The following is a 25,351-nucleotide window of genomic DNA, read 5'->3' as shown; positions in this document are numbered from 1 at the left end:
GCACCGCCCGCCGAGGTGGCAGCCAGCACCAGGGTCGCCACCCGATCGGCGTGGTCGATGGCCAGCCACTGGGCCACCCGTCCACCCATGGAGTGCCCGTAGACATGTGCCTTCGGGGCTCCCGCGGCATCGAGTACTGTCGCTGCGTCTTCCGCGAAGGCCCTGGTGCTATATCGGCCCAGATCGCCCTCGGTGCTGGCAGCGATTCCGCGGTGGTCAAACCTGATCACACGGAAAGTTTTGGACAGTTCCGGAATGACGGGATCCCACCCAGCAAGTCCTGTTGCCTGGCCAGCGATCAAGAGAAGCGGTTCCCCGGCACCCTCCACCGTCCATGACAATCTAGCTCCATCGACGGCTACGGTAGACTCCACCTGCATCATTCTAGGGCTGAGCGGCATGCTGAGGTCTGGGGAGGGTCACCCGGTCAATTTCCGGCCCCGATGCGGCCGCCGATGACAGCGAAGAGACACGGTAGGTAATGTTCATCCTCGAACCTCCTACATGGACGGGTCGTCCCGCGTAAAGAGGTCCACCGCGGCGCGATGCGCGGTGGACCTCCCAGGTCATGCTCCTGACACCCTGAAGTCAGGGTGTCAGGCCGAGACGCTCCGCGACGGCGACGTACTTGCGGCGAATGCCTGGTCGAAGAATTCCTGCAGACGCTCGCACAGCAACAGGAATTCGGGGTGTTCGCTGTACATGAAGTCGTTGTGCCGGCCGTCAATCGTATACAGGGTTTTGGGGGAGGAGGCCGCCTTGTACAGTGACAGCGCCTCATCATACGGGTGCAGCGAATTTCGTGAACCGTGTCCGATAAACAAGGGCGACGGCGCCAGGTCCCTGACCACCTTCTCCACCTTCAGGTCAATGATGGACTCGGTGAACTGAAGCCGCGTTGGGTGCCCGAAACCATACACCTGGGACAGTTCCTTGCCCACGTAGTCTTCGGTGGCCGGGTCCAGCGGGTAGTGGGCAAACGTGTCGGCCAGCTGTGATTCTCCTTCGAGAACCCGTTGCGTGCGGTCCAGCTGAACCTGGTCGACGATCTTTGTCCACTCGTCATAGGTGTGGATCGATTTCAGCCAGCGTTCGCCGTCGTAAAAGCCGTTCAGCGCAGCCACTCCGGCGACGTTGCGTGCTTTTCCACCGGCCAGTACAACGTTCGCCGCGCCCATTCCCCAGCCAATGAGCCCAATCTGGTGATCGTCCACATCCTCCTGGGACTGCATGAACGTGACTGCATTGCGGATGTCCTCGACCTGCTGCTCAATGAGGACTGTGCCCTTCTGGCCCTCGCTGTCCGCCATCCCGCGGTAGTCGAAGCCCAGGCAGATGTAGCCGCGCTGAGTCATATTCTTGGCGAACATTTTCGGGTAGAACTCGTTAAATCCCTGGTAGCCGGAGTTGACGATCAGCGCCGGATGAGGTCCGGCTGCCGGGAGGTCGTCGGGGTAATAAAGGGTTGCCTTCAGCCGGCTTCCTTCACTGAAGAACGTGGTTTCCTTCTCAATCACTTTTTTTTCCTTCTGTTTCATACCTGGAGGAGTGGGGGGTAGTGAGTTAGGGGTCTGTCTAACCGAGCAGGCCTTCGCTCTCAAGCCACTCGTCGGCCACGTCGCGGGGCTGCTCGCCGTCGTTGTCGATCCTGCCGTTGAGCTCGGTGATGGTCTCATCGGTGAGTGCTTCACTGATCGGAGCCAAGATCTCGGCAATGGCGGGGTACTCGTCGAGGGTTTCCTGGCGCAGGGTCATGGCGCCCTGATACTCGACGAAGAACTCCTGGTCATCTTCGAGAACGGTCAGCTCGTTGGAGACAATTCGGGCGTCGGTGGAGAACACCTCGCCGAAACTGCATTCCTCGCCGATCTGGGTGTAGATGAGGTTCAGGTCCAGCTCGACGACGCTACTGAACTCGAAGCCGTACGCCTCCTCAAGGCCGGGCAGCCCGTCGTCGCGGTTAATGAATTCGCTGGCGGCGCAGACCGCGCCGTCATCTGGGTTGTCCTGGATATAGGCCGCGGCATCGCTCATGTTGGTGAGTCCGTTTTCCTCAGCGAACGCTGTGGGAACGGCAATACGGTAGGTGTTCTCGAAGGGCGCCGGCTCCAGCCAGGCGATGTCGTTGGCGGCATCGCCTTCGACGACGGCGGCGTACAGGTCCTCGGGTACGTCCTCCGTGGTGTTGCCGAGGATGTTGACCCAGCCGGTGCCGGTGTAGTCCCAGTACATGTCCACTTCGCCGGTTTCCAGGGCTTCGCGGACGGTGGCGCTGCCGGAGATGCCGGTTTTGTCCTCAACTGTGGCGCCGGCGTTCTCCAAAGCGGCCGCGGTGATTTGGGCAAGCAGGATGGACTCGGTGAATTCCTTGGACCCAACGACGAGTTCCGCACCGGCGAGCTCTCCGCTACCGGACGCACCGCCGTCGTCCCCTCCTCCACAGGCAGTGAGCATCAGGACAAGACCGGCACCGAATGCCGTAAGTGTTGTTGCCTTGGCGGTGGTTCTTTTCATGATTCCTCTTCCAGTGATTGTGATGGTCTTACAGCCCTTTGGGGCGCAAAAAGTCTTCGGCGATTCCGGCCAGATAGTCGATAAGTAGGGCGAGAACAGCGGTCAGCGCGGCACCGATGATCTGAATCAGGACGCGGTTGGTGGACAGGCCGGCAACGATGATATCGCCGAGGCCACCAGCGTTGATGTAGGTGGTGAGGGTTGCGGTTCCGACATTGATGACCAGTGCCGTGCGCACACCGGCCAGAATGATGGGTACGGATAGCGGAAGTTCCAGCCGGCGCAGCACACCGAACTTTGAGATGCCCATTCCCCGGCCGGCTTCGAGGACTGATTCATCGACCTGTTCCAGCCCCACGATGGTGTTCAGCAGCACCGGAATGAAGGCGTACAGAACCAGGCCAACAACCGCCGCCTGAAAACCGAGGAACAGGAATGCGACGGCGAGCAGCACCAGCACCGCGATAGTGGGGACCGCCTGGCCAAGCGTGAGCAGGGTGATGATGTATGGGCGGAACCGCCGGGTAAAGGGACGGGTGAGGAGGATGCCCAGCGGGACGGCGATGATGAGGGTGAGCACGGTCGAGACCACCGTCAACTGGATATGTTCCCACGTTGCTGTGGCGAGGGAGGCCGCGTTGAGCGAACGTGCCTCGATGCTGTCCAGCTCCTGCGAGCTGACATAGAGATACATTCCCAGACACACCAGAGCCAGGATGGCAGGCATCACCAGATAGCCGGCCAGGGACCGGCGGCGCGTCCGCGGCGGGGTCTGGACGACGAGGTCCTGATCGCGTGCGAGCGTGGTCATGGACGGTCGACCCCCGTTGAGGTTTCCACGAGATCATCCTGGGCAGCGCTGCGCATACTGCGGATCGCCTCGTTGATCTGGTTGATGTCCACCACTCCGTGGTAGACGCCGTCGGAATCCACCACGATAGTTACGCTGAACCGGGCTGCGACCAGTTCGTTGAGTGCATCGCTGAGCGTGGCGCTTGGTTCGACAATGGCTTCGGCCGGCAAACCAATCTCATCGAGTGCCTTGCCGGGGGACTGCTGAAGGTCCTCCAGGCCAACCCAGCGTTGGGGATGGCCGGCATCATTGAGGACCAGCACTGAAGCATGTCCGCTGGTGCGCAGAATGTCCGTGACCTGGGCCGGATCGGTACCTGCCCGCACCGTGGGCCACTGGGACAGCCCGATGTCGGCAACCCGGCTGAGGTTCAGCCGTTTCAGGGATGCTCCCTTGCCGATGAAGTCCGCAACAAACTGGTTGGCCGGTGCGGTCAGGATCCGCTCGGGGGTGTCGTACTGGGCTATGCGTGAGGCATCCTGCAGGATGGCAATGCGGTCGCCCATCTTGATGGCTTCATCAATGTCGTGAGTGACGAAGACAATCGTCTTGCGCACCTCGGACTGCAGGCGGAGGAACTCGTTCTGCAGCCGGTCACGGGTGATGGGATCGATCGCGCCGAAGGGCTCATCCATGAGCATGACGTCGGGATCCGCGCCGAGGGCCCGGGCTACGCCGACCCGCTGGCGCTGCCCACCGGAGAGCTGCTTGGGATAGCGGTCACGGTATTCGGCCGGAGACATATTGACCATCTCCAGCAGTTCATCGACGCGCGCCGATACCCGCTTGCTGTCCCAGCCGAGCAACTTCGGGACGGTGGCGATGTTCTCGCCGATTGTCATGTGCGGGAAAAGGCCCACCTGTTGGATGACGTAGCCGATGCGCCGCCGCAGGGTGTCCGGATCCGCGGTGGTGACGTCTTCGCCGTCGAGAATAATCCGGCCGGACGTGGGTTCGATGATCCGGTTGATCGTCTTCATGGTGGTGGTCTTGCCGCAGCCGGACGGACCAACCAGAACCACAATTTCGCCCTCGTAAATATCCAGTGTCAGATCGTCGACGGCGTTGTGCTTCTGGCCGGGGAACCGTTTGGTGAGGTTCTCCAGCCGGATCATGACCTTGCGGGATTGCTGGCTGTTAATGGGTGAGCTGATCATCGGATTCCTTGGGAGGTTGTGAGCCTGCGGATGACGTAGAACAGGACATCGAAGACAATGGCGAGAACGATGATGCCGAGGGCGCCCGCCAGGACAAGGTTGACCGCCACCGGGGTGCCCACTCGGGCGAGCCCGGTGAAGATCAGTTCGCCGTAGCCGGGACCGAGCACAATGGAGCCGATCGCGGCGATTCCCAGGAGCACGAGCGTGGTCACACGGATCCCGGTGATGATGACGGGCCAGGCCAGCGGCAGCTCGATCTTCAGCAGTTGCTGCGTGCGGCTCATTCCCATGCCGCTGGCCGATTCGACGATGGCCGGATCGACTTCGCGCAGCCCGGTGATGGTGTTGCGGATGATGGGCAGGAGCCCGTACATGGTCAGGGCCACCACCACCGGCATGGCGCCGAGACCGAGCGGTCCGATCAACAGGATGAAAAGCGCGAAGGACGGAATTGTCAGGAACGTCCCGGCTACGGCGAGCACGGCCTCACGGGGGCGGGGCCTTCGGTAGGTGGCAATGCCCAGGCCCACACCGATAACGGTGGCGAGCAGAACGGATACACCGACGACGGCGGCGTGGCCCAGTCCCAGCTCGAGCATGTCATCACTGCGGTTGACGAGAAATTCGAAGAAGTTCAATCAGATCGACTCCCCGGTTGTGTCCGGGCGGTTAGGTGCAAATGGGTCATGTCAGCACGAGCTCCCTGGGATTGTCAGAGGCGCTGGCCTGCAGCCAGCTGTGGTCGAGGCCCTGGCGGGTGAGCTGTTCGATGAGTTCATTGAGGGCCAGTGGAGGCTGCGGGCTGTTGGGCTGACCGGCGTCGGAAGCGAGAATCAGTTTGTCTCCGGCGGCCCGCGCTACTTCGGCCAGGAGCGCATCGGTCATACCCGGCTGGTGCCAGAGTTGGTAGGCCGTGATTTCGACGTAGGCTCCGCGCCCGGCCAGGTCGGCGATCTCAGTAACGCTCATCGCCGGAACCGTGTAGGAGGGGTGGGTGAGGAGAAAGCGTGTGATCCCCCGACTCTGGGCCTGATCGAAAAGCCAGCGGCACTCGTCGCCGCTGAGATGGCCCGTACACAGGACCGCGTCGAACTCCGCAATCAGGTCGAGGACCAGGGCAATGTCTTTCAGTTGCCGCTCATTGGCTGCGAGCACGGGTGGGGTGGAGAGGGTTTCACGGGTCAGCCGGGGTTGAAGATCGCTCAGCCTGGGCAGGCCCGCGCTCTCCTGGGTGTGGGCGTCGGCCGTGGGGAACCAGACAACGCGGCCCCCGCTGTGGAGTGTCGCCGCCACCGAGGACGGGTTGATACCGCCGGCCGGCCGGTTGAGTGCAATGCCGCCGACGACGTCGAGTCCCGACGCACGTGCCAACGCCTTCGCCCGTCCCACTGTCGATTCCTGGTGCCCTTTGAGGACAAAGCCGCTGAATCCGGCGGCAGCGTATTCTGCGCAGATCTGGTCGTCGTAGCCGATGCGGTCTATCACATCCGGCGCGGCGTGGACATGGACATCGAACACGCTCAGGCCACCTTTCGCCAGAGTATTCGATCTGGGCTGCACTGCTCAGTTACTATCCCGCTCATGTCGACTGACTCTAGGAGTGAAGTGTGACCTGCGCAACATAGTGATGCAAAATCTGCAACACTTTCGACTGCCTGTGGAATTAATGATGTTGCGATAATTGCACCGCAGCATTGCTTTGACAGCATCTGGCATGGATAGTGATGCCCGAGGAAGACCGGCGATGTCGAAAGGTCAGCGCTGGGGACTTCGCACTGGAAGATAGGAAGAAATTTGTCCACGAGTGAATCCACCGGCCGGAGCGTCCAAGGCGACACCCTGCGGGTCCGGCTCCTGCAGACCGATCCCATCCTGGGGGACGTAGACGGGAACCTGCGCAGACTGGACTCGCAAATCGCATCAGCATCCGATCGGGACCTGGTTGTTGCGCCGGAACTTTCGACGCATGGATATCACCTCAGTGAAGTGCCTGATGCGATGCCGCTCCAGCCGAATGATGAACGGCTGCTGGGTCTCGGACGGCACGGTCCGGCCGCGGTGGTCGGATTCGCGGAGGCTTTCCGCCACCACACCTTCAACAGCGCGGCTTTGTTGACCAACGGTGACTCCCGTATTCAGCGCAAGATGTACCTCCCCACGTACAAGGGGTGGGAGGAACGTAAACACTTCCGACCAGGTGGACAGCTCCACTGCGAGGACCTTCTGAATACGCGGTTGTCGGTGCTTATCTGCAATGACGCGTGGCAGCCGGCAATCCCATGGCTTGCTGCACACAGCGGCGCGGAAGTGCTTGTTGTGCCGGTCAACAGTGCAACCAGCCACGTCGGAATTCCCACGGAGCGCGCCTGGGAGATCCTGCTGCTTCACGCGGCTGTTGTCCTGCAGTCCTTCGTAGTGTTCGTGAACCGGTGCGGCGAGGAAAATCAGCGGGACTTCTGGGGTGGATCGCGCGTCATCCACCCCTCCGGAGAGGTCCTTGGGCAATTGGGATCAGAGCCCGGGCAACTCGATGCCGAACTGGATCTTGGGGAGTTGCGCACGCTGCGCCGGCAGTGGCCGCTGCTGCAGGAGTCCCGGGCCGATCTCATCGCGAGGGAAGCATCCAGGCTGGCGGCAGAGGAGGCCTAGCTCTGTTTGTCCGCCCTTCCAGACGCAACGATTGGATATTTATGAGGCACAGTTATGACGATGTCACAGAGTTCATTCACGGAGTCAGTCACCGTGACATTCCGGCTGATGTGTTGCATCAGGCGCGCAGATGCCTCATTGACCTGGTTGGGGTCGCGGCCGCTGGAACTCCCACACGGTTGTCGGAAATAGTCCGAAACCACGCTTACCGTCAGGCGGGCGAATCAGCTCAAGCCTCCCGTCTGCTTTTCGACGGTCGACGAGTAGGTGCCGCCCAGGCCGCGCTGGCAAATGCAGGCACCATCGATTCGATGGATGGCCATGACGGCCACCGTCTGGTGAAAGGTCACGCCGGTGTGACTGTCCTCCCGGCCGCGCTGGCCTTCATGGACGAATCGGACAAGTGGACTATCGATGACCTTCTCACCACACTCATTGTTGGGTATGAGGTGTCACTACGCGCAGGAATAGCCCTTCATCGAACGGCTGCGGACTATCACAGCTCGGGATCCTGGAACGCGATCGGAGCTGCCGCTGCGGGTGCCCGTACGCTTGGGCTCGGGCCTGAAGAGACGTGGCATGCGCTCGGAATCGCCGAGTACTCCGCACCCCGGGGCCCCATGATGCGGGCGATCAGTCATCCCACCATGGTTAAAGACAGCTCAGCGTGGGGCGCTCAGGCGGGTGTGGCCGCTGCCTATCTCGCTGTTGACGGCTTCACGGGCGCACCTGCCGAGTTGTTGACGGTCGGTCGTGAAACCAGTGATCTCGGTGAGCGCTGGCGGATCATGGAGCAGTACTTCAAGCCCTACCCAGTGTGCAGGTGGGCGCACCCGGCCATACAAGCAGGCTTGTCTCTGATGGCAAGACACCGAATATCCGCGGATCAGATTGACGACGTCGAGGTGAACACGTTCGACGCCGCAGCGCGGCTTCACACGGCGGCTCCCACCTCGACGGAGCAGGCGCAATACAGCCTCCCTTTCACGCTCGCCGCCGCGCTTGTTCATGGGACGTTGGGTCCCGAGAACATCCTGGACCCCGCTGCTGAAGCCGATTCGCTCAGCCTCGCACAAAGAATAAGGTTGCTGTCATCGCCGCGAATGACAGAGCGGTTTCCGGCCGTTCGTTTGGCCGATGTAAGCATCACGCTGAAGGACGGCCGTTCCTTCACCTCGGGTGACACGCTGGCCGACGGTGATCCCGAGTCACCCCTGAGCGACGAAACCCTTCTTGAAAAATTCCGCCACAACACTCAAGCGCTCGGTCCTGAACGAAGCAGCGGAATCGTGGACATCATATGGTCCAGCCAGAAGAATACTTTGCGTGATCTGATGACACTCGTCATGCCCCCTCTGCCGTCGAGTCGTAGCTAGGCTGCTCTATGTTGCGCAGTTTGCACTTTCTCGTTGCAAATTTCACCACTAGTCTTCTAGAGTTCTCGTTATGAACGCGGGCAGTAAACAGAGCGGTGCAGCAAAGATCATGGCGCTGCTGGAGGTGCTCGGCACCGCGGATGCTGCGCTGCATCCTCATGGGATGACGGTTTCGGAAGTCTCCAGGGCGTTGGGCCGTGACAAGTCAATCATCTCCCGCCAACTGAAAAGCCTGCTGGAGTCGGGGCTGGTTTCACGGGATCCCACCGGTTGCTTTGAACTGAGCTGGCGGCTGTACGCGTTGGCGTCGCGCGCCGGTGACCAGCATCTGGCAAAGAAGGCCGGGCCCGTCATGCGTCGGCTCACCGACAACGTCCGCGAGCGCAGCCATCTGACCGTCCTCAGCGACGGCGAGGTGCTGACGGTGCGGTCCGAAAGTTCGCGGCGCTCGATCGAGACCCAGGGATGGGTGGGACGGACCATTCCGGTGGGTAGGAGTTCCAGCGGCATGGCGCTCTTGCTGGAGCATGACGACGAGCAGATCCTCGAGATCGCCCGGGCCTCGGACCCGAACAGCACCAAGCGACAGGCCGCTGCTTTCCTTGAGGAGATCAAGCGGTCGCGGCAGCGTCAGTACACAATCGCCAACCGCATCTTCGACCCGGAAATCATTGGCATCGGTACACCAGTGCGCGATTTCTCGGGGCGGATCATCGCCGCCCTGAACGTTTCCGGCCCGGCGCTGCGCATTGAGGAGCATATCCACATCTTTGGCACGCACCTCCTGGCGGCGGCGGCGAGCCTTCGACAAGCGGATCCGACGACGACGGCGGTCACCTCGGCTTAGAGCATCATGAGCGCGCTGCGGCCAGCGCGCCAATCGTGGCCACGGCGGCCATCGCCAGCGTCATGGCCGGGTAGCCGCCCAGGATTCCCGCGAGGAAGGGCCCGGCAGCCGGAGCCAGCGCGCCGACGGCGGTCGCGGGTGCGACAAACACGCCCTGGACCGCGCCAAAGTTTTTGGTTCCCCACCGGTCCGCGACTGCGGTGGCCTGCAGAAGTGTATTGCAGCCCCGGACCGCTCCGGCGAGAACAGTCACAACGATCAAAAGAAGTGCCGGTCCGGGCAGGAAGCCAAGCAGCCACAGACAACCGGCGCCGGCCGCGAGAAGGATGACCGTGTGGCGCACGGGCGCGGACCGGCTCGGAAGTACGCTGTAGGCAAGCCGCCCAAGCACCTGGCCCACACCAATGAGGCTGAATGTGATCACGGCCGTCCGGTAGTCGAACCCGCGTGCAAGGAGCAGCGGAATGACGTTGAAGGTCACTGCAAAAAGGGCGAGCGTGGCCATGGCCATGGCTGCCTGGAGCAGGACGAACCGCCTGTTGCGGGTTATCCCGCGAATCTCCTGGGTAACTCCGTCCCGGGATTGCGGCGTGGCAGTCCGCGACCAATGAGCGTTGAGGAAAAACCAGTGCAGCGGGATAGTGACCGCTGCGAGAATCCCGGCGAGGATCAGATACGCGGATCGCCACCCTGCGCCCTCGATAAGCAGTGCAGTAACCGGCGCGTAGATGGTGGACGCAAACCCGGCCGTCAGCGTCAAGGTAGTCAGCGCCCTGACCCTCGCAGGTCCGTACCATTTGGTGATCACCACAAACGCAGGCTGGTAAAAGACCGCAGCCTGTGCCAGGCCAGCCACGAGCCAGGCCAGCACAAACACCGGCAGGTTCGGAGCGGTTGCAACCAGCACAAGTGCTGCAACGCCGATGAGGCTTCCGGTGACCATCAACAGACGGGGCCCGCGCCGGTCAAGCTGGCGGCCCACCCAGATCCCGGCAATCGCCGAGACAATCAAACCGGCCGAGAATGCGGCGGTGATGGCGGATGCGCTCCAACCGGTGTCCTGCTCAATTGGCACCACAGCCACGGGCAGGGAGTAATAAAGCAAGCCCCAACTTGTGGTTTGAGCAACGCACAAAGCGGCGAGCCCACCCCATGGGCGGTCCTGCCTTCCCAGCGTCACAGACAGTGCCTCGTCACAGGAAGAGCCTACTGGCCGCAGGCCCGACGACGCCGGATCGGTCCACTTTATGGTTGTGCAGCCGCCCCTAAATAATGCTCCGGCCCGCCTTCCGGGACTCCGCCCAGTCCTTGAAGAAACCCCTGCAGACCGTCCAGAGGACGCCGGCGACAATGACCGGCCACATCAGTACATACACAGTGAGAAGAAACGTTTCCATAATGCTTTCCCTACTTTCGGGTTGGTACGGCTGAGCTGTCGAGGTCTTCATCCGGGTGGGTGCCGTCGTCGTCCTGTGGATCGTAGTCCCCGATGCGCTGCTTGATCAGCGCGAAGTCAAAGTCCTGTTTACTCCTGACGGACATCAGGTAGCAGATGATGGTGCTGACCGCGTAGGCCACCAGGGACCCGGTCAGCACGGTGTAGTCGTGCAAAAAACCGATCACGAACGGGGCCGAGGCCAGGGCGGCAATGGAGCCGATGATCTTGGCCGGTTTCAGTCCGAAGAACCCGAAGGCCATCAGGCCGAGGACAATGCCGATTCCGGCGACCGACAGGATGTCGAACAGTATTCCGGTGACGCCGTCCATCGGAAACCAGGAAAACCGGACTGGAATGAAGACGGCCAGGGCCACAATGACCGAGGTTGTAAACGCCTTGTTGGTCACCTTTCCCCAGTAGAAACTGGCGATGACAGGGAACACCAGGGCACCCCAAAGTGCTCCGACAAAGACCAGCAGATCGAGGATGTCCATTTGCTGGCTCGCGAAAATCAGTGCCGCTGCGGTGGCTACGATCATGGTGATCCGGCCGACCAGAAGCATGGTTTTCGGATTGGCCTTTTTCGCGACATTTTTCCCATAGACGTCCGCCATCATGATCGAGGAGAGCGCCGACAGATCCGAATCCGCGGTGGAAGACAGCGCCCCAAGAATCATGACGAAGAAAAGGCACAGGAGAACCGGTCCGAGGAAGGTTGATGCCATCTGCGGGATCAGGTTGTTCACGTCTCCGCCGGCCGGCGCCATCCCCAGGTACAGGGCCATCACACCGAGCAGGCCAATGCCGATTACGGTGGCACCGTATCCGATTGTGGCGGTCACAAAGGTTTTCTTGATCAGGTCCTCGCGCACCGCGAAGAGCCGCTGCGCAATGGTCTGGTTGCCGATCGCGTAGGCCAGTACAGCCGCGATGTACGGTGCGCCCTGATTCAGGAACGCCTCGCTGGAGAAGAAGTTGGACTGCTCGGGGGTCAGATTATCCGCACCCTGGATGAACATGTCCGGACCGCCGGCGGCAAAGAACACCACAGGAATAATGACGACGACGGCGCCCAGCATCGCGACGACCTGTGCAAAGTCCGTCAATACCGAGGCCCGGAATCCGGACCACAGGGTGTAGAGGAGAACACCCACGGCGACGGCGAGAACGCCCTGTCCGAAGCTGAATGGCGAGAGAAGCGCAACGAGGGCGCCGCCTGCAATAAAGTTGGACGTCAGGCTGATAACACTGCCCACGATGTTGGAGCCGGCGAGCATCAGTTGGCTGGAGCGGCCGTGGCGGGCGTGCATCACTTCTGCCAGCGTGTGTGCCTTGGGTGCCACTGCGCGGATCCGCTTGCCGAACGGGTAGATGAAGAGGATCATCAACGCTCCCCAGAGACCGTAGTGGATGGGTCCTGAGATGCCGTAGGTGTATCCAGCGGTGGCGGAGGCGTACATTGATGACGCCCAGATCCACGTTGCGGTCATGCTGGCCGCGGAGATTCCAAAGCCAACCTTGTTTCCCGCGGTCATGTACCCGTCCGCGTTTTCCTTCTTTTTTCCGATGTAAGCGGACACAAGCAGGGTGCCGCCGTACACGAGGATAAGGAGCAGGACCACCGTCCATCCGCTCAGTTGAAACAGTTCGGCGTCGTTAGGCACACAGTTCCCTTCCGTCACATCGAGCAGCGCTTGCAACTCGGCATAGTCAACCGTGCAGGCCTCCAACGGAGCGCCCCGCCCCATGCATTTTCAGGCGCGGAAACTGGCCCCGCTATCGGGCCCAAACACGTCGATCCCGCAGACCATGCCACAAGCGCATGGTCGCGCCGCGCAACGCGGCACATCGGCGGCGGAGTCTGCCGGCCGCCGATCAAAAAGGTGATTCCCACCTGGTACGAGACCCGGGATGCTGCAATCTTCACCGTCCTGCGCCCGCACGGGGGCGCAAAATGGTTACTCACGGCAAGCATCCTTCGGTGTTGTCAGGCTAGCATGGTTCGGCTTTTGAACCTGGGGCGGTGGTGGGGTACCGGGATGAGCCACGCCCGCTTGAGACCCAGCAAGAGCCGCCTTGCAGGATTCACCGGTTACCGACGCACCCAACCGATTACCGGTGCAACATGCGCGGCGATGTTTTCCAGCAGCTTCGCGTTGTAGTCGACGCCCAATTGGTTGGGGACAGTGACCATCAGCGTGTCCGCGGCCTGGACGGCGGCGTCGTTAGCCAGCGCCGAAGCGATTATGTCGGGTTCACCGATGTAGCCCTTGCCGAAGCGGGACATCGCGCCGTCCAGCACGCCCACCTGGTCGCGGGTCTCGCGGAGAGCGCTCAGGGCGAAGTATTGCCGGTCCTGGTCATCGCCCAGCGGGATGACGCTGCGGCTTACTGAGATCCGTGGCTCAAAGTCATGACCGGCCGCGGCCCAGGCCTCGCGGAACATCTGAATCTGCTCGGCTTGCAGCTCATCGAAAGGTACACCCGTGTCCTCTGTCAACAGGGTGGAGCTCATCAGGTTCATGCCCTGCTCTGCAGCCCATACGGCTGTTTTCCTGGTGCCTGCACCCCACCAGATGCGCTCGCTGAGGCCGGGGGAGTGGGGCTGGACGGGGAGCATGCCAGCGGCCTGGCGGGGATTGGCTTCGGCTATTCCGGCGCCGCTGATGGCGTACCGGAAGAGCTCGGTGTGCCGGCGGGCCATGTCTGCGGAGTCTTCACCGTCGGCTGGAACGTAGCCAAAGGTGGCGGCGCCGTCGAGAGCGGGTTCGGGCGAGCCACGGCTGATGCCTAGCTGGAGTCGGCCGCCGCTGATCAGGTCGGTCGCCGCGGCTTCCTCGGCCATATACAGCGGGTTCTCGTAGCGCATGTCTATGACGCCGGTCCCAAGCTCGATCCGGGTGGTGCGGGCCGCGATGGCGGCTAGCAGGGGGAACGGAGCGGCACGCGGGCGCATTCCTGCCTGGGACGCCTCAGCCGTGGAGCATTCACACAGAGGCAACCGTCGGGATCCGTAGCGATGGCGCAGACTTCATCCATATCCAGGAGTAGTACCGGACATGGAAACTCTCACGCAGACCCAACCGACGCCGTCGGCAAGGGCAGTCGCCAAAAGCTGCTGCGTCTTGGGAGTCACGCGACCGGGCGCGCGGTGGGGTTACTCGGGGTTGGATCCTGTTGTGGCGCCGCTGTGGATGGCGCGCAACAGCCTCTCGAGATCTTCCCCGTTGACGGTGCGGGGGTTTGTATCCGGAATGGTTGGCAGAATCAGGTCGACGGCATCGGGAATGTCCGTTTCGGCGAAGCCGTAGTCTTTCAGCGCAGGGGGTGCTTCCAGGGTTTCGCGCAGGCTACTGAGCCCCTCAACTGCGCTGGTCGAGTTGAAGGCGGCGGCGATACGGGCCTCGGCCTCGGGGGCGAAGGGCCCCTTGAAGGCCAGAACGTGCGGCAGGACGGCGGCGTGTGTTTGGGCGTGCGGTAGGTTGTATGCCCCGCCCAGGGTGTGGCAAATTTTGTGATGCATTCCGGAGCCGGCGGAGGCGAACGCCACGGCCGCCAAATAGGCGCCATACAGTGCCTGTTCGCGTCCGGCCAGGTCCTCTGGGTTGGTCTTAATTGCGGGCAGGGCGCGGTTCAGGGCCCGGATTCCCTCGGCCGCGAGTGCTGCGTTGATCGGGTCCGCCCGCGGACCCCACATGGAATCCACACCGTGGGCAAGAGCGTTGAGCCCGGATGCAATTGACAGTTCCATCGGCAGGCCGACAGAGAGTTCGGCGTCGTAGACGACGGCGACGGGCAGGACGGCATTGTCGATACCCGTCGTCTTCCGTGATGCCTCCGTCAGGCCCCACATGTTGGTCGCTTCAGAACCGGCATAGGTGGTGGGAATCGCGATAATCGGCAGTCGCAGGGTCAGAGCGACGGCTTTGGCCAGGCCGGTCGCACTGCCGCCTCCTGCGCACACGAGCAGGTCGATTCCATGCGCGACGGCGGCGGCGCGGGCTTTTTCGGCCCTTTCCACCGGCACGTGCGGGGCGACGTCGTCGTAATGCAGTGTGACGTCGATCTGCGCCGTGACGTCCTTGAGCCGCAGGGCCTCCGATGCGGAGGAAATGACCATGGCTCGCCGTGCGCCAAGCCTGGCCACTTCGGCCGCCAAAAAGGCGCCGGCCTTGCCGGCGCCGAACAGCACCCGCTGGCCCAGAGTTGTGTGTTCAAAGTTCAGGCTCATCCGTGCCTCCCCACTCAGTATGACGCGCTGGGCTGAAGCGGCGTCATCATTATCACTTGACATTTCAAGTAAAAGCTATCAAAGTACATGTATATGCATCTAAAGGTGGGAACGGTTCCCGCCGGCATTACTTCTTAGGAGAAACCAAATGTCAGTTGACCTCATCCCCGGCACCTGGAACCTCGATCTGTCCCACACCGAAATCGGGTTTACCGTCCGCCATGCGGGCATCAGCAAGGTGCGCGGACAGTTCACCGATGCCGATGCCGACGCCACTTTGATCATCGGGGATGCGCTGGGCACGTCCTCGGTCAACGCGACCGTGAACACCGCGTCCTTCGACTCAAACGATGACAACCGGGACGCCCACGTGAAGAGCCCGGACTTCTTCGACGTTGAGCAGTTCCCCCGGATGGTTTTCCGTTCTTCAGGCACCCAGGGATCCGCCGAGCAGTTCAAGCTCGCCGGCGACCTCACCATCAAGGACACCACTCTCCCGGTCGAGTTCGACGTCGAGTTCGGCGGCGCTGCCGTTGATCCCTTCGGCGCTACCCGCGCGGGCTTCTCCGCCACCACCGTCATCTCCCGCAAGCAGTTCGGCATCACCTGGAATGCCGCACTCGAAGCCGGTGGCGTCCTCGTCGGCGACAAGGTCACCATTAATGTTGACGGCGCCTTCGTGCTCGCCGCAAGCTAACTGCAAAAGCACACCAACCAACCGGAGGGAACACCATGACCGCGCACACGTCCGGTCTGCACCACGTCACCGCGATTGCCGGTGACCCGCAGGCCAACATCGACTTCTACATCAAGGGACTCGGGCTCCGGCTCGTGAAGAAAACCGTCAACTTCGACAGCCCGTCCTCCTACCACCTGTACTACGGTGACGACGCCGGACGGCCGGGTTCGCTGATGACCTTCTTCCCGTGGGGCAAGGTGGCGCCGGGACGGATCGGGTCGGGACAGTCCACCACTACGGCCTTCTCGGTGCCCGAAGGATCACTCGGCTGGTGGCAGGACCACTTCAAGCTGCTCGGCGGGGACTCGAATATCACGCGCGTGTCCCCGGATGAAGAGCGCCTTTCGCTTCGGGATCCAGATGGGCTGCAGCTCGATCTGGTGGCGTCTTCGACCTCCGACCCCCGCGACCCGTGGGACTCCGCATCGGTCCCGGCCGAGCATGCGGTCCGCGGCCAGCACTCGTCCGTGCTGACCGTCGCTGATCCGGAGCGTACTCTCAGGGTGCTGACCGAGGACCTCGGCCTGCGGGTCATCAGTGAAACCGCTGACCGGACCCGTGTGGAGGCAGGGGCGGGAGGCGCCGGCAATATTGTGGACGTCGTCGCTGACCCAAGAGGGCCGTCCGGGTTGGTTGCCGGCGGCACCGTGCACCACATCGCCTTCCGGGTTCCAGATACGGCCACGCAGGAGTTGTGGCGGCAGGATTTGGTCCAACGGGGTTTTGCCGTGACGGAGATACTCGATCGGCAATACTTCACCTCCATCTACTTCCGCGAGCCCGGCGGCGTCCTGTTCGAGATCGCTACGGACACTCCCGGCTTTGACATCGACGAACCGCTGCTGGAACTGGGCCGCTCCCTGAAGCTTCCGCCGTGGCTGGAACCATCCCGTGAGGCAATCGCGGGTTCGATTGCCCGCATCCAGCTTCCGGGTGAGAATAACCCCGCCCTGGCGGGGTAATAGGAAAGGCAGCTGATGGCAGCTAATACCGAGGTGACCGACTGGCCGCACTTGTACACACCCGGCCGTGAGGACGCGCCCGTGCTGTTGATGCTGCACGGTACTGGAAGCAACGAACACGACATCGCCGCATTGGGCGGCGAACTGGCCCCGGATGCCGGGATTCTGTCCCCCCGCGGAAGGGTCCAGGAAGGCGGCATTGCGTTGGTTCCGGCGCCTCGCCGAGGGAGTGTTCGACGTCGACGACGTCATCGCCCGTTCAGGGCAACTGGCGGCCTTCATCGGTGCGGCACGCGATCACTACGGCATCGGGGACCGGACACTGGTTGCCGTGGGGTTCTCCAACGGCGCCAACATCGCCCTGGCCACCGCCATGCTGCATCCCGATGCTCTTGACCGGGTTGTCGCGTTCTCCGGAATGTACCCGCTGGGGCAGCGGGACAGCGCAGCGGATCTGTCCGCCAGCCGGATCCTGGCCGTCAACGGGGATGCAGACCCCATGGCACCGCTGTCGAGCGTCAACGAACTCGTGGCCGTATTGGAACGGCACGGAGCAGCCGCGGAGCAGGTGCTGCGTCCGGGTGGGCACGGTATCGGTCCTGTGGACCTGGACGCCGCCCGGATGTGGCTGGCCAACAACTCCTGAACGAGGGGATGGCGATACCCCGGGTGCCTACTTCTTGGTCTTCCGGCTCCCGCCGTGCCAGTCCTCTTCCAGCCCGGTCTCCTCGTCGCTGATGCCAAAACTGCGCAACTGCGGCCGCTCGCGGAGGCTGCGCTTCAGCTCCGCGAATCCGGGGAACCGGGCCAGGGCCACTACGTGGTCCCACAGTTCGCCGGCCTCCCCGCGAGCGGGGAGACGGCTGATGACCGGGCCGAAGAAGGCGACTCCGGCAGGCGGTTCAAAATGGATGATCGGCGTCCCGACATCCTTGCCGGTCAGGGACAGTGCCTCATCCGTCTCGGCCTGGATCTGCGCGTCGAAGGACTCATCGTCGAGCGCATCCGCCAACGACGACGGCAGGCCGGCTTCGGCAAGGATCGGCTCAACGAAGGCGCGGGTGCCGCGGCGGTGCAGCCCATCCGGGCCGATCTGCTCGCCGTCGTCCGGTGCTGAATCGAAAATGTGGGCTCCGAGGCGGGCATACAGCGCATCCACAGCACCGGACCCATGCTCGGCGCGGGCGCGAGCAGCGACCCGGAGCAAGCGCAGCCCGGAGGTGTGTCCGGCCTCGTAACCCTCCGGAAAGTGGGTGCTGTAGTCCACCGAAGCGTTGAGGAGCCGCAGCGAGATGAAGCGCCACTCGACGTCGTAATTGCGCTCCTCCGTGACCATCCGAACCCATTTGCTGGTCATCCAGGCGAACGGGCAGGTGGGATCGAAGTAGAAGTTGATGTTGGCGTGACTCATAGTTCTCCCATCGTCTTCCCGACACCGTATCCCATCCCGCTGTTGTTCACCCGGTATTTGACTGCAGGTGGCTTCAGCGCCACCGGAGACCCCTAGCGTTGAGTGGCCACCGCACCTCAGCAAAGGATCTGTTCACATGCGTCTGCGAATTCCCGTCATTACCGCGCTGGCCCTTGCAGCGGCCACACTTGCTGCCGCGCCCGCCCAGGCGGAGCGGCCGGAGGACCGGTTTGACCTCCAGGCCCACCGCGGCGGGACCGGCCTCTACACGGAGAGCACGCTCGCTTCCTTCAGTACCGCGTTGGAGCTCGGTGTGACCACTCTGGAACTGGACACGCAGGTGACGGACGACGGCGCCGTCGTCGTCACGCACGACCGGCAGATCAGCGCGGGCAAGTGCCGCGACACGGCGCCCGCGGCGCCCAATGATCCCGAGTTCCCGTACGTGGGGAAGTTCATCACCAACCTCACGCTCGCACAGGTGCAGACGGTGGAATGCGGATTCGCGCAGCTGCCGCAGTTTCCGGAGCAGCAGGTGTCCACCGGTCCGATGATTGAGCTGGCCGACGTGTTTGCCCTGGTCGAGCGATACCGCGCAAACACCGTGAAGCTGAACATCGAAGCCAAGATCGAGGCTGGCGCGCCTGAACAGACTGCCCCCCGCGAGGAATTTGTTTCCGCCGTTCTGGAGGAAATCGAGGAATACAGGATGGGGCGCCAGGTCAGCGTCCAGAGCTTCGACTGGGGTGCGCTGGAGCTTGTCGAAGAGCTTGCGCCCGGGCTGGCCCGCGTGGCCTTGACCAACGGCGATTTCCTGCAGGTGGGACAGCCGGGTGCCTCGCCCTGGCTGGGCGGGCTGGACGCTGATGATTACGACGGCGATTTGGTGGCGCTCGCCGACGAGCTGGGTGTTGAGGCGATTTCGCCGGTGCATGGAAACCCGCAGGGCGGGGCAATCGGTGATGCGGGCTATGTGCCCTACGTGACGGCGAAAATGGTCGAGGATGCGCACCGCGCCGGTATGGAGGTTATCCCGTGGACCGTGGATGATCCGGACACTATGCGTTACCTGATGGACCTGGAAATCGACGGACTGATCACAGATCGTCCGGACCGGCTGCGGGACGTGATGGCTGAGCGCGGGTTGAAGCTGCCGAAGCAGTTCTTTGAGTCGGGATCGCGTTCGCGGAACTGAGACGTGTATGTTCACCGTGACCACCACAAAGGTGTTCAGGTCGCCGGAACTGGCGCCGTTGGCTGCCGGCCATGCAACTCGATGTCCAGCGCATGCCGCACAACGCGTGCAATTGCGGCGTTGACGGCACCCATGAGCACAATGTCTCCGGCGAGCGGCGACGCAATGACCTGCGGCGGGAAATGCGACATTACGCCGACCTTTGCTTCGATCTGCTCAGCGAGCCGGGCGATGGACGGCGCAACGGCACCGCCAATCACAACGGTTTCCGGGTTGAGGAGGGACGCTATGGTTGCGATCACCCTCGACAGCCGTTCGGCGAGACGCTCCACAATTTCCACGGACAGCGCGTCCCCGGCTTCCGCGGCGGCAAACACCGCTTCGGCGGAAGGACCTTCGCCGCTGGAACGGTGCTCTGCCAGGACGGATGTGCGTCCCGCGGCCAGGGCTTCGCTGGCCCAGAGCCGGGCCAGCGGCGCGATAGCCTCAGGGCCGCCCACGCCGTCAACAAATTCCAGGTAGTGCATTTCGCCGCCGCCGCCGAGTGATCCATGCAGAAGATGGCCGTCTTCCACTACGCCCGCACCGAATCGCTCACCCGCAAGGAGCACCACAAAGCTGCCGTTGGGATCCACCGCACCGTTGTGCCGTTCGGCCAGCGCCGCAAGGTTGGCGTCATTCTCGATGAAGGAAATCCAATTCCGGTGTTGTTCAAGGACGGCGGCCTGGTCGATGTCCATTGCCTGCCAGAACTGATTTCCCGTGGGGATGGTGCCGCACCTGCTCACCGGCGCGGGGATGCCAAAGCACACCACCAGCACCTGTGCGGGGTCCACGCCGCCTTCAGTGAGTGCGGAATCGATGGCGCTCTTGAGTGCTGCAGTGCGCGGCGCCGGATCAATATCCTCGATGGAAACAACAAGCGGATGGGAGCCCCGCCCCATAACCTCACCCCTCAGGTTTGAAACCACACTGGAGATGTTGTTGTACCCGGCGTCAATGCCGATCACGTAACCGGCGTTATCCCGCAGGGTGAACCTGCGCGCCGGGCGACCCTTGCCCGTTGCCTGCTGGCCTGCCGTCTCGTCAATCCAGCCGTCGCGAATCAGGTCATCACATACTCCGAGGACCGTTGCCCTGGTGAGGGAGGTGGATGCCATGAGTTCGTTTGCCGTGATGGTTTCCAGCGAAGGTACACGCCAGATCGCGTCCAGAATCAGCCGCGCGTTGGATCTGCGAAGCATGTTCGTTGACGAGGCGCCGGCGGGTTGAGTCCCGGCGCGGGGTTCTTTGCTGTTCACCAATCCAGTTAACACTCTTGACTCACCTGTCTTTCTCCTTCAATATAAGTGAAGACATAAATCTATGTCCTAAATATAATTGATTGAGAGTACAAGCAAAGGAGCTTGCATGGCTTGGACAGATTCCCGCTTACGCACGGGCGGCGCCCGGAAACTGCGTACGACGGCGGCCCTTACCGGAGTGCTGATGGTCTTTGGCGGCGTACTGGCGGGTTGCGCCAGCCCGGGAAGCGAGGGCGTGACCATCCGCTTTGTTCAGAATAAGCGCGAGGTGATCGGCTACTTCGACAAGCTCATCACTCAATTTGAGGCAGAACACCCCAACATCAACGTCATCCAGGACAACAACGAGGGCGGTTTTGTCCCCTCCCTGGTGCGTGACTCGCCACCCGATGTCACCACCCGCGGCTGGAACTACGCCTCGGGCGACTTTGCTCGCAAAGACGTTTTCGAGGATCTGTCTGACCTGGATGTTGCGGCGCAGATTGACCCGGCAGCCCAGGAACTAGTCGCCGAGTGGGGAGAGCCGACCGGCGGGGGAACACCGGCATTGCCGTACTCGCTGACCGCAGCCGGTGTCATCTACAACAAAGACATTTTCCAGGAGGCGGGCGTTGAAGTACCCACCACCTGGGAGGAATTTGTTGCAGCCTGCGAGGAGTTCGAAGCAGCCGGAATCACCCCGATCTACGGCACCTACAAGGAACCATGGACCGTAGCACAGGGAATGTTCGACTACACAGCCGGCGGATTACTTGACGTCTCCGGGTTCTTCGCTGAACTGCAGGAGGAGGGCGGGGACTACAGCGCCGACAGTGACGTCACGTTCAGTAACACGTTCGACGTCATGACCGACCCGATGAACTTCATCATGGAGCATTCCCAGGAGGGCGCCGCGTCGCGGGGGTACCCCGACGGGAACGTAGCCTTCGCCAACGGCGAAGCGGCAATGTACCTGCAAGGCCCGTGGGCATTGTCAGAAATCGAAAAGGCTAACCCCGATGTGTCGGTGGGCAGCTTCCCGCTGGCAATGACGGACGATCCGGAGGACACCCGGGTCCGGGTCAACGTTGACCTCGCCCTCTCGATCCCGGCGGGCGCTTCACACCCGGAGGAAGCACGGCAGTTTGTCGAGTGGCTGTTCCAGCCCGAAATCATCAACGGTTACAACTCCGACAACGCCGCATTTTCCACTCTCAAGGACGCCCCACCGCAGGACGATGAGCGGATCGAGGGCCTCAATGAATACGTCACCACCGGACGGTATTACCAGGGCGCATCCACCTACCCGCCGCCGTCAATACCGGTTCCGAACCACCTTCAGACTTATGTCCTTGGCGGCACTGCAGACGCGCTCTACGCCACCCTTGACGCCGAGTGGCGCCGAGTGGCAGAACGCAATGCAGCCCGCGGGGCCGAGTAGACAGGACATCCCAGATGACATCCACTTCAGTCAAGGCTGCGCCGCCGGTCAAGAAGCCAGCTCAGCTGCAAAGCGAACGCCGTTCAAGGCCGGTCGACAAGACCTATCTCTACATGCTGATCCCCGCCGTCGCACTGTTCACCCTCTTCATTGTGCTCCCGGCCGCCATCGGTATCTTCCTCAGCTCCACCAACTATGCCGGCTACGGCTCGTGGGACTTTGTCGGATTCAGCAACTACCTGGCGATGCTGAACGATCCGGCGATCCTGCAGAGCTATGGTTTCACCCTCATGTTCGCAGTCGCGACAGTCATTGTGGTGAACATCCTCGCGTTGGCCATCGCCGTTGGTCTAAACGCCAAAATCAAGTGGCGCACCCCTATCCGCACGGTGTTCTTCATCCCGCTGGTGCTCTCAGGCCTGATCGTGGCCTACGTGTTCAACTACCTGTTGTCGAACACGGTGCCGCTGCTCGCCGGCGAACTGGGACTCACATCCCTCTCATCCAGTGTCCTGATTAATGAGGACCTTGCATGGCTGGCAATTGTCGGGGTGACCGCATGGCAGGCGATCCCCGGCGCAACCATTATCTACCTGGCAGGTCTGCAGGCCATCCCAACTGATGTGTATGAAGCCGCGGATCTGGACGGCGCCGGTGGGTGGCGCACGTTCCGCAGCATCACGTTCCCGCTGATCATCGGGTATGTGGTCATCAACATCATCCTGGGATTCAAGGGCTACCTTGGCGCCTATGAGATCATTGTCGCCCTTACCGGCGGCGGGCCGGGCACAGCGACGCAGTCCATCACCATGCGCATCGTCGGTGGGTTCACCGGTGGTGACTATGCCTACCAGATGGCCAACGCCGTCGTCTTCTTCATCATCACGGTAGTCATCTCGCTCGTCCAACTGCGCCTCCTCCAGCGCAAGGAGGTTTCCCTGTAATGGCAACAACAACAGCACCCGTAAAGCCCGGGGCCAAACGTCCGTGGTGGCGCTCCGAGGCGAAGGAGAGTTATAAGGTCAACTGGTCAGCGACGATCATCATGCTCGTGGCCTCCCTGACCATCCTCATCCCGCTCTACTTCACCGTGGTAATGGCACTGAAAACCCCGGAACAAACCGGCATTGGCACCGGGCTTGAGCTTCCCAGCCCCATGCGGCTGCAGAACTTCGTTGATGCGTGGGTCACCGTCGGGTTCGGTGACGCGCTGCTGTCGACGGCGTTTATCACCGTGATCAGCGTGGCCGGTGCCCTGGTTTCCGGGTCAATGGTGGCGTACGCGATTGTCCGGAACTGGCAGCACCGCCTGTTCAAGATCACCTACGTCTACATCCTCGCGGGGCTGTTCATCCCCTTCACCGTGGTGATTCTGCCGCTGGTGAAGCAGACCGCAGTCCTGGGGCTCGATAACCCGCTGGGTGTGGCAATTGTGCACATTGTCGGCGGCATCTCGTTCAACTCGTTGTTGTTCATTGCCTTCATCCGGTCCATTCCGATCGAGCTGGAGGAATCCGCACGAATGGACGGGGCAACCACTTGGCAGGTGTTCTGGCGCATCATCTTCCCGCTGCTCGCCCCGATGAACGCGACCGTGGGTATTTTCGCCTTCCTCGCGTCGTGGAATGACTTCCTGCTGCCCCAGCTTCTGATCGCCGATCCGACGCTGCAGACCCTCCCCGTGGTCCAAAGCCTCTTCCAGGGCGAGTTCAACACCAACTACAACCTGGCGTTCTCCTCCTACCTGATGGCCCTCGCACCAACGCTCATTGTCTACATCATCGCCCAGCGCTGGGTTCTTTCCGGCGTTATGCGCGGATCCGTTAAAGCCTGACCAAAACCCAAACCAACAAATAACACATCGAGAGGTACGTTTCTTTTATGTCTTCCGCTCCGAGCCTCGACCGGGCTCCCCGCAACATCCACAACGACGCCGACTGGTGGCGTCAGGCCGCTGTCTACCAGATCTACCCGCGCAGCTTTGCCGATGGCAACGGCGACGGGATGGGTGACCTGGAAGGGATCATCTCCCGGATCGATTACCTCATCTCCCTGGGTATCGACGCCGTCTGGCTGAGTCCTTTCTACCCGTCCGCGCTCGCGGACGGCGGGTACGACGTTGACGACTACCGCGACGTCGACCCGCGGATCGGAACGCTTGAGCAGTTCAATCGGATGGTTGACGCACTGCACGGCGCCGGGATCAAGCTCATCGTCGACATTGTGCCGAACCACAGCTCGGACCGCCACGAATGGTTCCAGGCCGCGTTGGCCGCCGGACCTGGCTCACCCGAACGGGAACGGTACATCTTTCGGGACGGGCAGGGCACCGATGGTGCCTTGCCGCCCGCGGACTGGGAGTCGATCTTTGGCGGTCCCGCATGGACGCGCGTTCCCGACGGACAGTGGTACCTGCACCTTTTCGCGAGCGAGCAGCCGGACTGGAACTGGTCCAACCCGGAGGTGCGGGAGGACTTCCTGCAAACCCTGAAATTCTGGGGAGACCGCGGGGTGGACGGGTTCCGCATCGACGTCGCGCACGCCCTCGCCAAGCATCTCCCGGAGCCGCTGCCCAGCCACGCCGAGCTGAAGGAGGAGGGGGCGTTCCCGGTGGGGGACCACCCGCTCTTTGACCGCGATGAAGTGCACGAGATCTACGCGGAGTGGCGCAGCCTCTTCAACAGCTACTCGCCGCCGCTGACCGCGGTTGCCGAGGCGTGGGTGCCGGCGGAACGCCGGGTGCGGTACGCACACGCTGAAAGTTTGGGGCAGGCCTTCAACTTCGACCTGCTGAAGGCCTCATGGGACCCCGCGGAGTTCCGCACTATCATCCGGGACAATCTTTCGCTTGCCGCCGAGTCCGGCGCTTCGACGACGTGGGTTTTCTCCAATCACGACGTCGTCCGGCACGCGACCCGCTATGGACTGCCCGACGGCGGCGAGGGCAAGGACTGGCTGCTCACCGGAGGCACCAATCCGATTGAGGACCACGACCTTGGCGCCCGCCGGTCCCGTGCGGTCAGCCTGCTCTCCTTTGCGCTTCCCGGCAGCGCCTACCTGTACCAGGGAGAGGAGCTGGGGCTGCTTGAAGTTGCGGAGATTCCGGATGCAGACCGTCAGGACCCCACCTTTTTCCGCAACGCCGGTGTGGAAATTGGCCGTGACGGTTGCAGGGTGCCGCTGCCGTGGACCCGGTCCGGTTCATCCTTCGGCTTCGGCGACGGCGGTTCACACCTGCCGCAGCCGCAGTGG

At 62.3% G+C, this 25,351-nt stretch carries 25 protein-coding genes; 11 read left to right on the top strand and 14 right to left on the bottom strand.

The window, feature by feature from the left end:
* From Y708_RS26455 to Y708_RS0119160, 7 genes are all read right to left on the bottom strand, one after another.
* On the bottom strand, positions 1 to 374 hold a 374-nt coding region (locus Y708_RS26455), incomplete at its 3' end, for an alpha/beta fold hydrolase (protein ID WP_253905890.1).
* Between the two features lie 222 nt (positions 375 to 596).
* Positions 597 to 1,517, bottom strand: a complete 921-nt coding sequence (locus tag Y708_RS26450; protein WP_051479191.1) for an alpha/beta hydrolase — start codon at positions 1,515 to 1,517, stop codon at positions 597 to 599.
* A 58-nt stretch (positions 1,518 to 1,575) separates the two neighbouring features.
* Entirely contained in the window at positions 1,576 to 2,514 is a 939-nt protein-coding gene (locus Y708_RS0119180; RefSeq protein WP_028281166.1) for an ABC transporter substrate-binding protein, read from the bottom strand.
* Between the two features lie 28 nt (positions 2,515 to 2,542).
* Positions 2,543 to 3,325, bottom strand: coding sequence for an ABC transporter permease (locus Y708_RS0119175; protein ID WP_028281165.1), 783 nt, complete (start codon positions 3,323 to 3,325; stop codon positions 2,543 to 2,545).
* Positions 3,322 to 4,524 (bottom strand): betaine/proline/choline family ABC transporter ATP-binding protein, encoded by a 1,203-nt coding sequence (locus tag Y708_RS26445; RefSeq protein ID WP_051479190.1) that lies wholly within the window; start codon positions 4,522 to 4,524, stop codon positions 3,322 to 3,324. The genes Y708_RS0119175 and Y708_RS26445 overlap by 4 nt, the downstream gene beginning before the upstream one ends.
* On the bottom strand, positions 4,521 to 5,165 hold the full coding sequence (locus Y708_RS0119165; protein ID WP_028281164.1) for an ABC transporter permease: 645 nt from the start codon (positions 5,163 to 5,165) through the stop codon (positions 4,521 to 4,523). Before Y708_RS0119165 ends, Y708_RS26445 begins: the two co-directional genes overlap by 4 nt.
* A 46-nt stretch (positions 5,166 to 5,211) precedes the next feature.
* Positions 5,212 to 6,045, bottom strand: a complete 834-nt coding sequence (locus Y708_RS0119160) for a DUF6282 family protein (protein WP_028281163.1) — start codon at positions 6,043 to 6,045, stop codon at positions 5,212 to 5,214.
* 276 nt (positions 6,046 to 6,321) lie between these two features.
* Between Y708_RS0119160 and Y708_RS0119155 the strand changes: the two genes are divergently transcribed.
* The 3 genes from Y708_RS0119155 to Y708_RS26440 all read left to right on the top strand — a co-directional run bounded on the left by Y708_RS0119155 (position 6,322) and on the right by Y708_RS26440 (position 9,399).
* Positions 6,322 to 7,176: a nitrilase-related carbon-nitrogen hydrolase gene (locus Y708_RS0119155; protein WP_051479189.1), complete on the top strand. Its 855-nt coding sequence runs from the start codon at positions 6,322 to 6,324 to the stop codon at positions 7,174 to 7,176.
* A gap of 41 nt (positions 7,177 to 7,217) precedes the next feature.
* Positions 7,218 to 8,552, top strand: coding sequence for an MmgE/PrpD family protein (locus Y708_RS0119150; RefSeq protein WP_035776884.1), 1,335 nt, complete (start codon positions 7,218 to 7,220; stop codon positions 8,550 to 8,552).
* A 70-nt stretch (positions 8,553 to 8,622) separates the two neighbouring features.
* A complete protein-coding gene (locus tag Y708_RS26440; RefSeq protein ID WP_051479188.1) occupies positions 8,623 to 9,399 on the top strand; it encodes an IclR family transcriptional regulator in 777 nt (258 codons plus the stop codon).
* Positions 9,400 to 9,403: 4 nt separating this feature from the next.
* Here the strand turns inward: Y708_RS26440 and Y708_RS0119140 are convergent, their stop codons facing one another.
* From Y708_RS0119140 to Y708_RS0119120, 5 genes are all read right to left on the bottom strand, one after another.
* Entirely contained in the window at positions 9,404 to 10,579 is a 1,176-nt protein-coding gene (locus tag Y708_RS0119140; protein ID WP_343212995.1) for an MFS transporter, read from the bottom strand.
* Between the two features lie 85 nt (positions 10,580 to 10,664).
* Positions 10,665 to 10,796, bottom strand: coding sequence for a putative transporter small subunit (locus Y708_RS30540; RefSeq protein ID WP_028281159.1), 132 nt, complete (start codon positions 10,794 to 10,796; stop codon positions 10,665 to 10,667).
* Between the two features lie 10 nt (positions 10,797 to 10,806).
* Positions 10,807 to 12,501: a sodium:solute symporter family protein gene (locus Y708_RS26435; RefSeq protein WP_051479205.1), complete on the bottom strand. Its 1,695-nt coding sequence runs from the start codon at positions 12,499 to 12,501 to the stop codon at positions 10,807 to 10,809.
* A gap of 428 nt (positions 12,502 to 12,929) precedes the next feature.
* On the bottom strand, positions 12,930 to 13,793 hold the full coding sequence (locus Y708_RS26430; protein WP_035776883.1) for an LLM class flavin-dependent oxidoreductase: 864 nt from the start codon (positions 13,791 to 13,793) through the stop codon (positions 12,930 to 12,932).
* Between the two features lie 201 nt (positions 13,794 to 13,994).
* A complete protein-coding gene (locus Y708_RS0119120) occupies positions 13,995 to 15,068 on the bottom strand; it encodes a maleylacetate reductase (RefSeq protein ID WP_028281158.1) in 1,074 nt (357 codons plus the stop codon).
* 148 nt (positions 15,069 to 15,216) lie between these two features.
* On the opposite strand from Y708_RS0119120, the gene Y708_RS0119115 reads away from it, so the two are divergent.
* The 3 genes from Y708_RS0119115 (at position 15,217) to Y708_RS26425 (ending at position 17,415) form a co-directional block, all read left to right on the top strand.
* A complete protein-coding gene (locus tag Y708_RS0119115; protein ID WP_028281157.1) occupies positions 15,217 to 15,765 on the top strand; it encodes a YceI family protein in 549 nt (182 codons plus the stop codon).
* A gap of 35 nt (positions 15,766 to 15,800) precedes the next feature.
* A complete protein-coding gene (locus Y708_RS0119110; protein WP_028281156.1) occupies positions 15,801 to 16,769 on the top strand; it encodes a ring-cleaving dioxygenase in 969 nt (322 codons plus the stop codon).
* Positions 16,770 to 16,968: 199 nt separating this feature from the next.
* The gene (locus Y708_RS26425) at positions 16,969 to 17,415 is read left to right on the top strand and encodes an alpha/beta hydrolase (protein ID WP_253905888.1); all 447 of its coding nucleotides are present in this window, start codon (positions 16,969 to 16,971) and stop codon (positions 17,413 to 17,415) included.
* 27 nt (positions 17,416 to 17,442) lie between these two features.
* Here the strand turns inward: Y708_RS26425 and Y708_RS0119100 are convergent, their stop codons facing one another.
* On the bottom strand, positions 17,443 to 18,180 hold the full coding sequence (locus Y708_RS0119100; protein WP_028281155.1) for a mycothiol-dependent nitroreductase Rv2466c family protein: 738 nt from the start codon (positions 18,178 to 18,180) through the stop codon (positions 17,443 to 17,445).
* 136 nt (positions 18,181 to 18,316) lie between these two features.
* Here Y708_RS0119100 and Y708_RS26420 point away from each other — a divergent pair, with 136 nt between their 5' ends.
* A complete protein-coding gene (locus Y708_RS26420; RefSeq protein WP_035776880.1) occupies positions 18,317 to 19,375 on the top strand; it encodes a glycerophosphodiester phosphodiesterase family protein in 1,059 nt (352 codons plus the stop codon).
* A 35-nt stretch (positions 19,376 to 19,410) separates the two neighbouring features.
* On the opposite strand, the gene Y708_RS26415 is transcribed toward Y708_RS26420, so the two are convergent.
* Positions 19,411 to 20,676, bottom strand: coding sequence for an ROK family transcriptional regulator (locus Y708_RS26415; RefSeq protein ID WP_155853950.1), 1,266 nt, complete (start codon positions 20,674 to 20,676; stop codon positions 19,411 to 19,413).
* Positions 20,677 to 20,785: 109 nt separating this feature from the next.
* On the opposite strand from Y708_RS26415, the gene Y708_RS26410 reads away from it, so the two are divergent.
* From Y708_RS26410 to Y708_RS26400, 4 genes are all read left to right on the top strand, one after another.
* On the top strand, positions 20,786 to 22,099 hold the full coding sequence (locus tag Y708_RS26410; protein WP_081747021.1) for an ABC transporter substrate-binding protein: 1,314 nt from the start codon (positions 20,786 to 20,788) through the stop codon (positions 22,097 to 22,099).
* A 14-nt stretch (positions 22,100 to 22,113) separates the two neighbouring features.
* Positions 22,114 to 23,043, top strand: coding sequence for an ABC transporter permease subunit (locus Y708_RS0119080; protein WP_028281154.1), 930 nt, complete (start codon positions 22,114 to 22,116; stop codon positions 23,041 to 23,043).
* Positions 23,043 to 23,933, top strand: a complete 891-nt coding sequence (locus tag Y708_RS26405) for a carbohydrate ABC transporter permease (protein ID WP_035776879.1) — start codon at positions 23,043 to 23,045, stop codon at positions 23,931 to 23,933. Before Y708_RS0119080 ends, Y708_RS26405 begins: the two co-directional genes overlap by 1 nt.
* Positions 23,934 to 23,980: 47 nt before the next feature.
* A partial coding sequence (locus Y708_RS26400; protein WP_035776878.1) for a glycoside hydrolase family 13 protein occupies positions 23,981 to 25,351 on the top strand: 1,371 nt, incomplete at its 3' end.

The sequence above is a fragment of the Arthrobacter sp. H5 genome, assembly GCF_000520595.1.
Lineage (GTDB): Bacteria > Actinomycetota > Actinomycetes > Actinomycetales > Micrococcaceae > Arthrobacter_D.
Note: the sequence above shows the minus strand (reverse complement) of the source record. Positions and strands in the feature narration are given on the sequence as shown.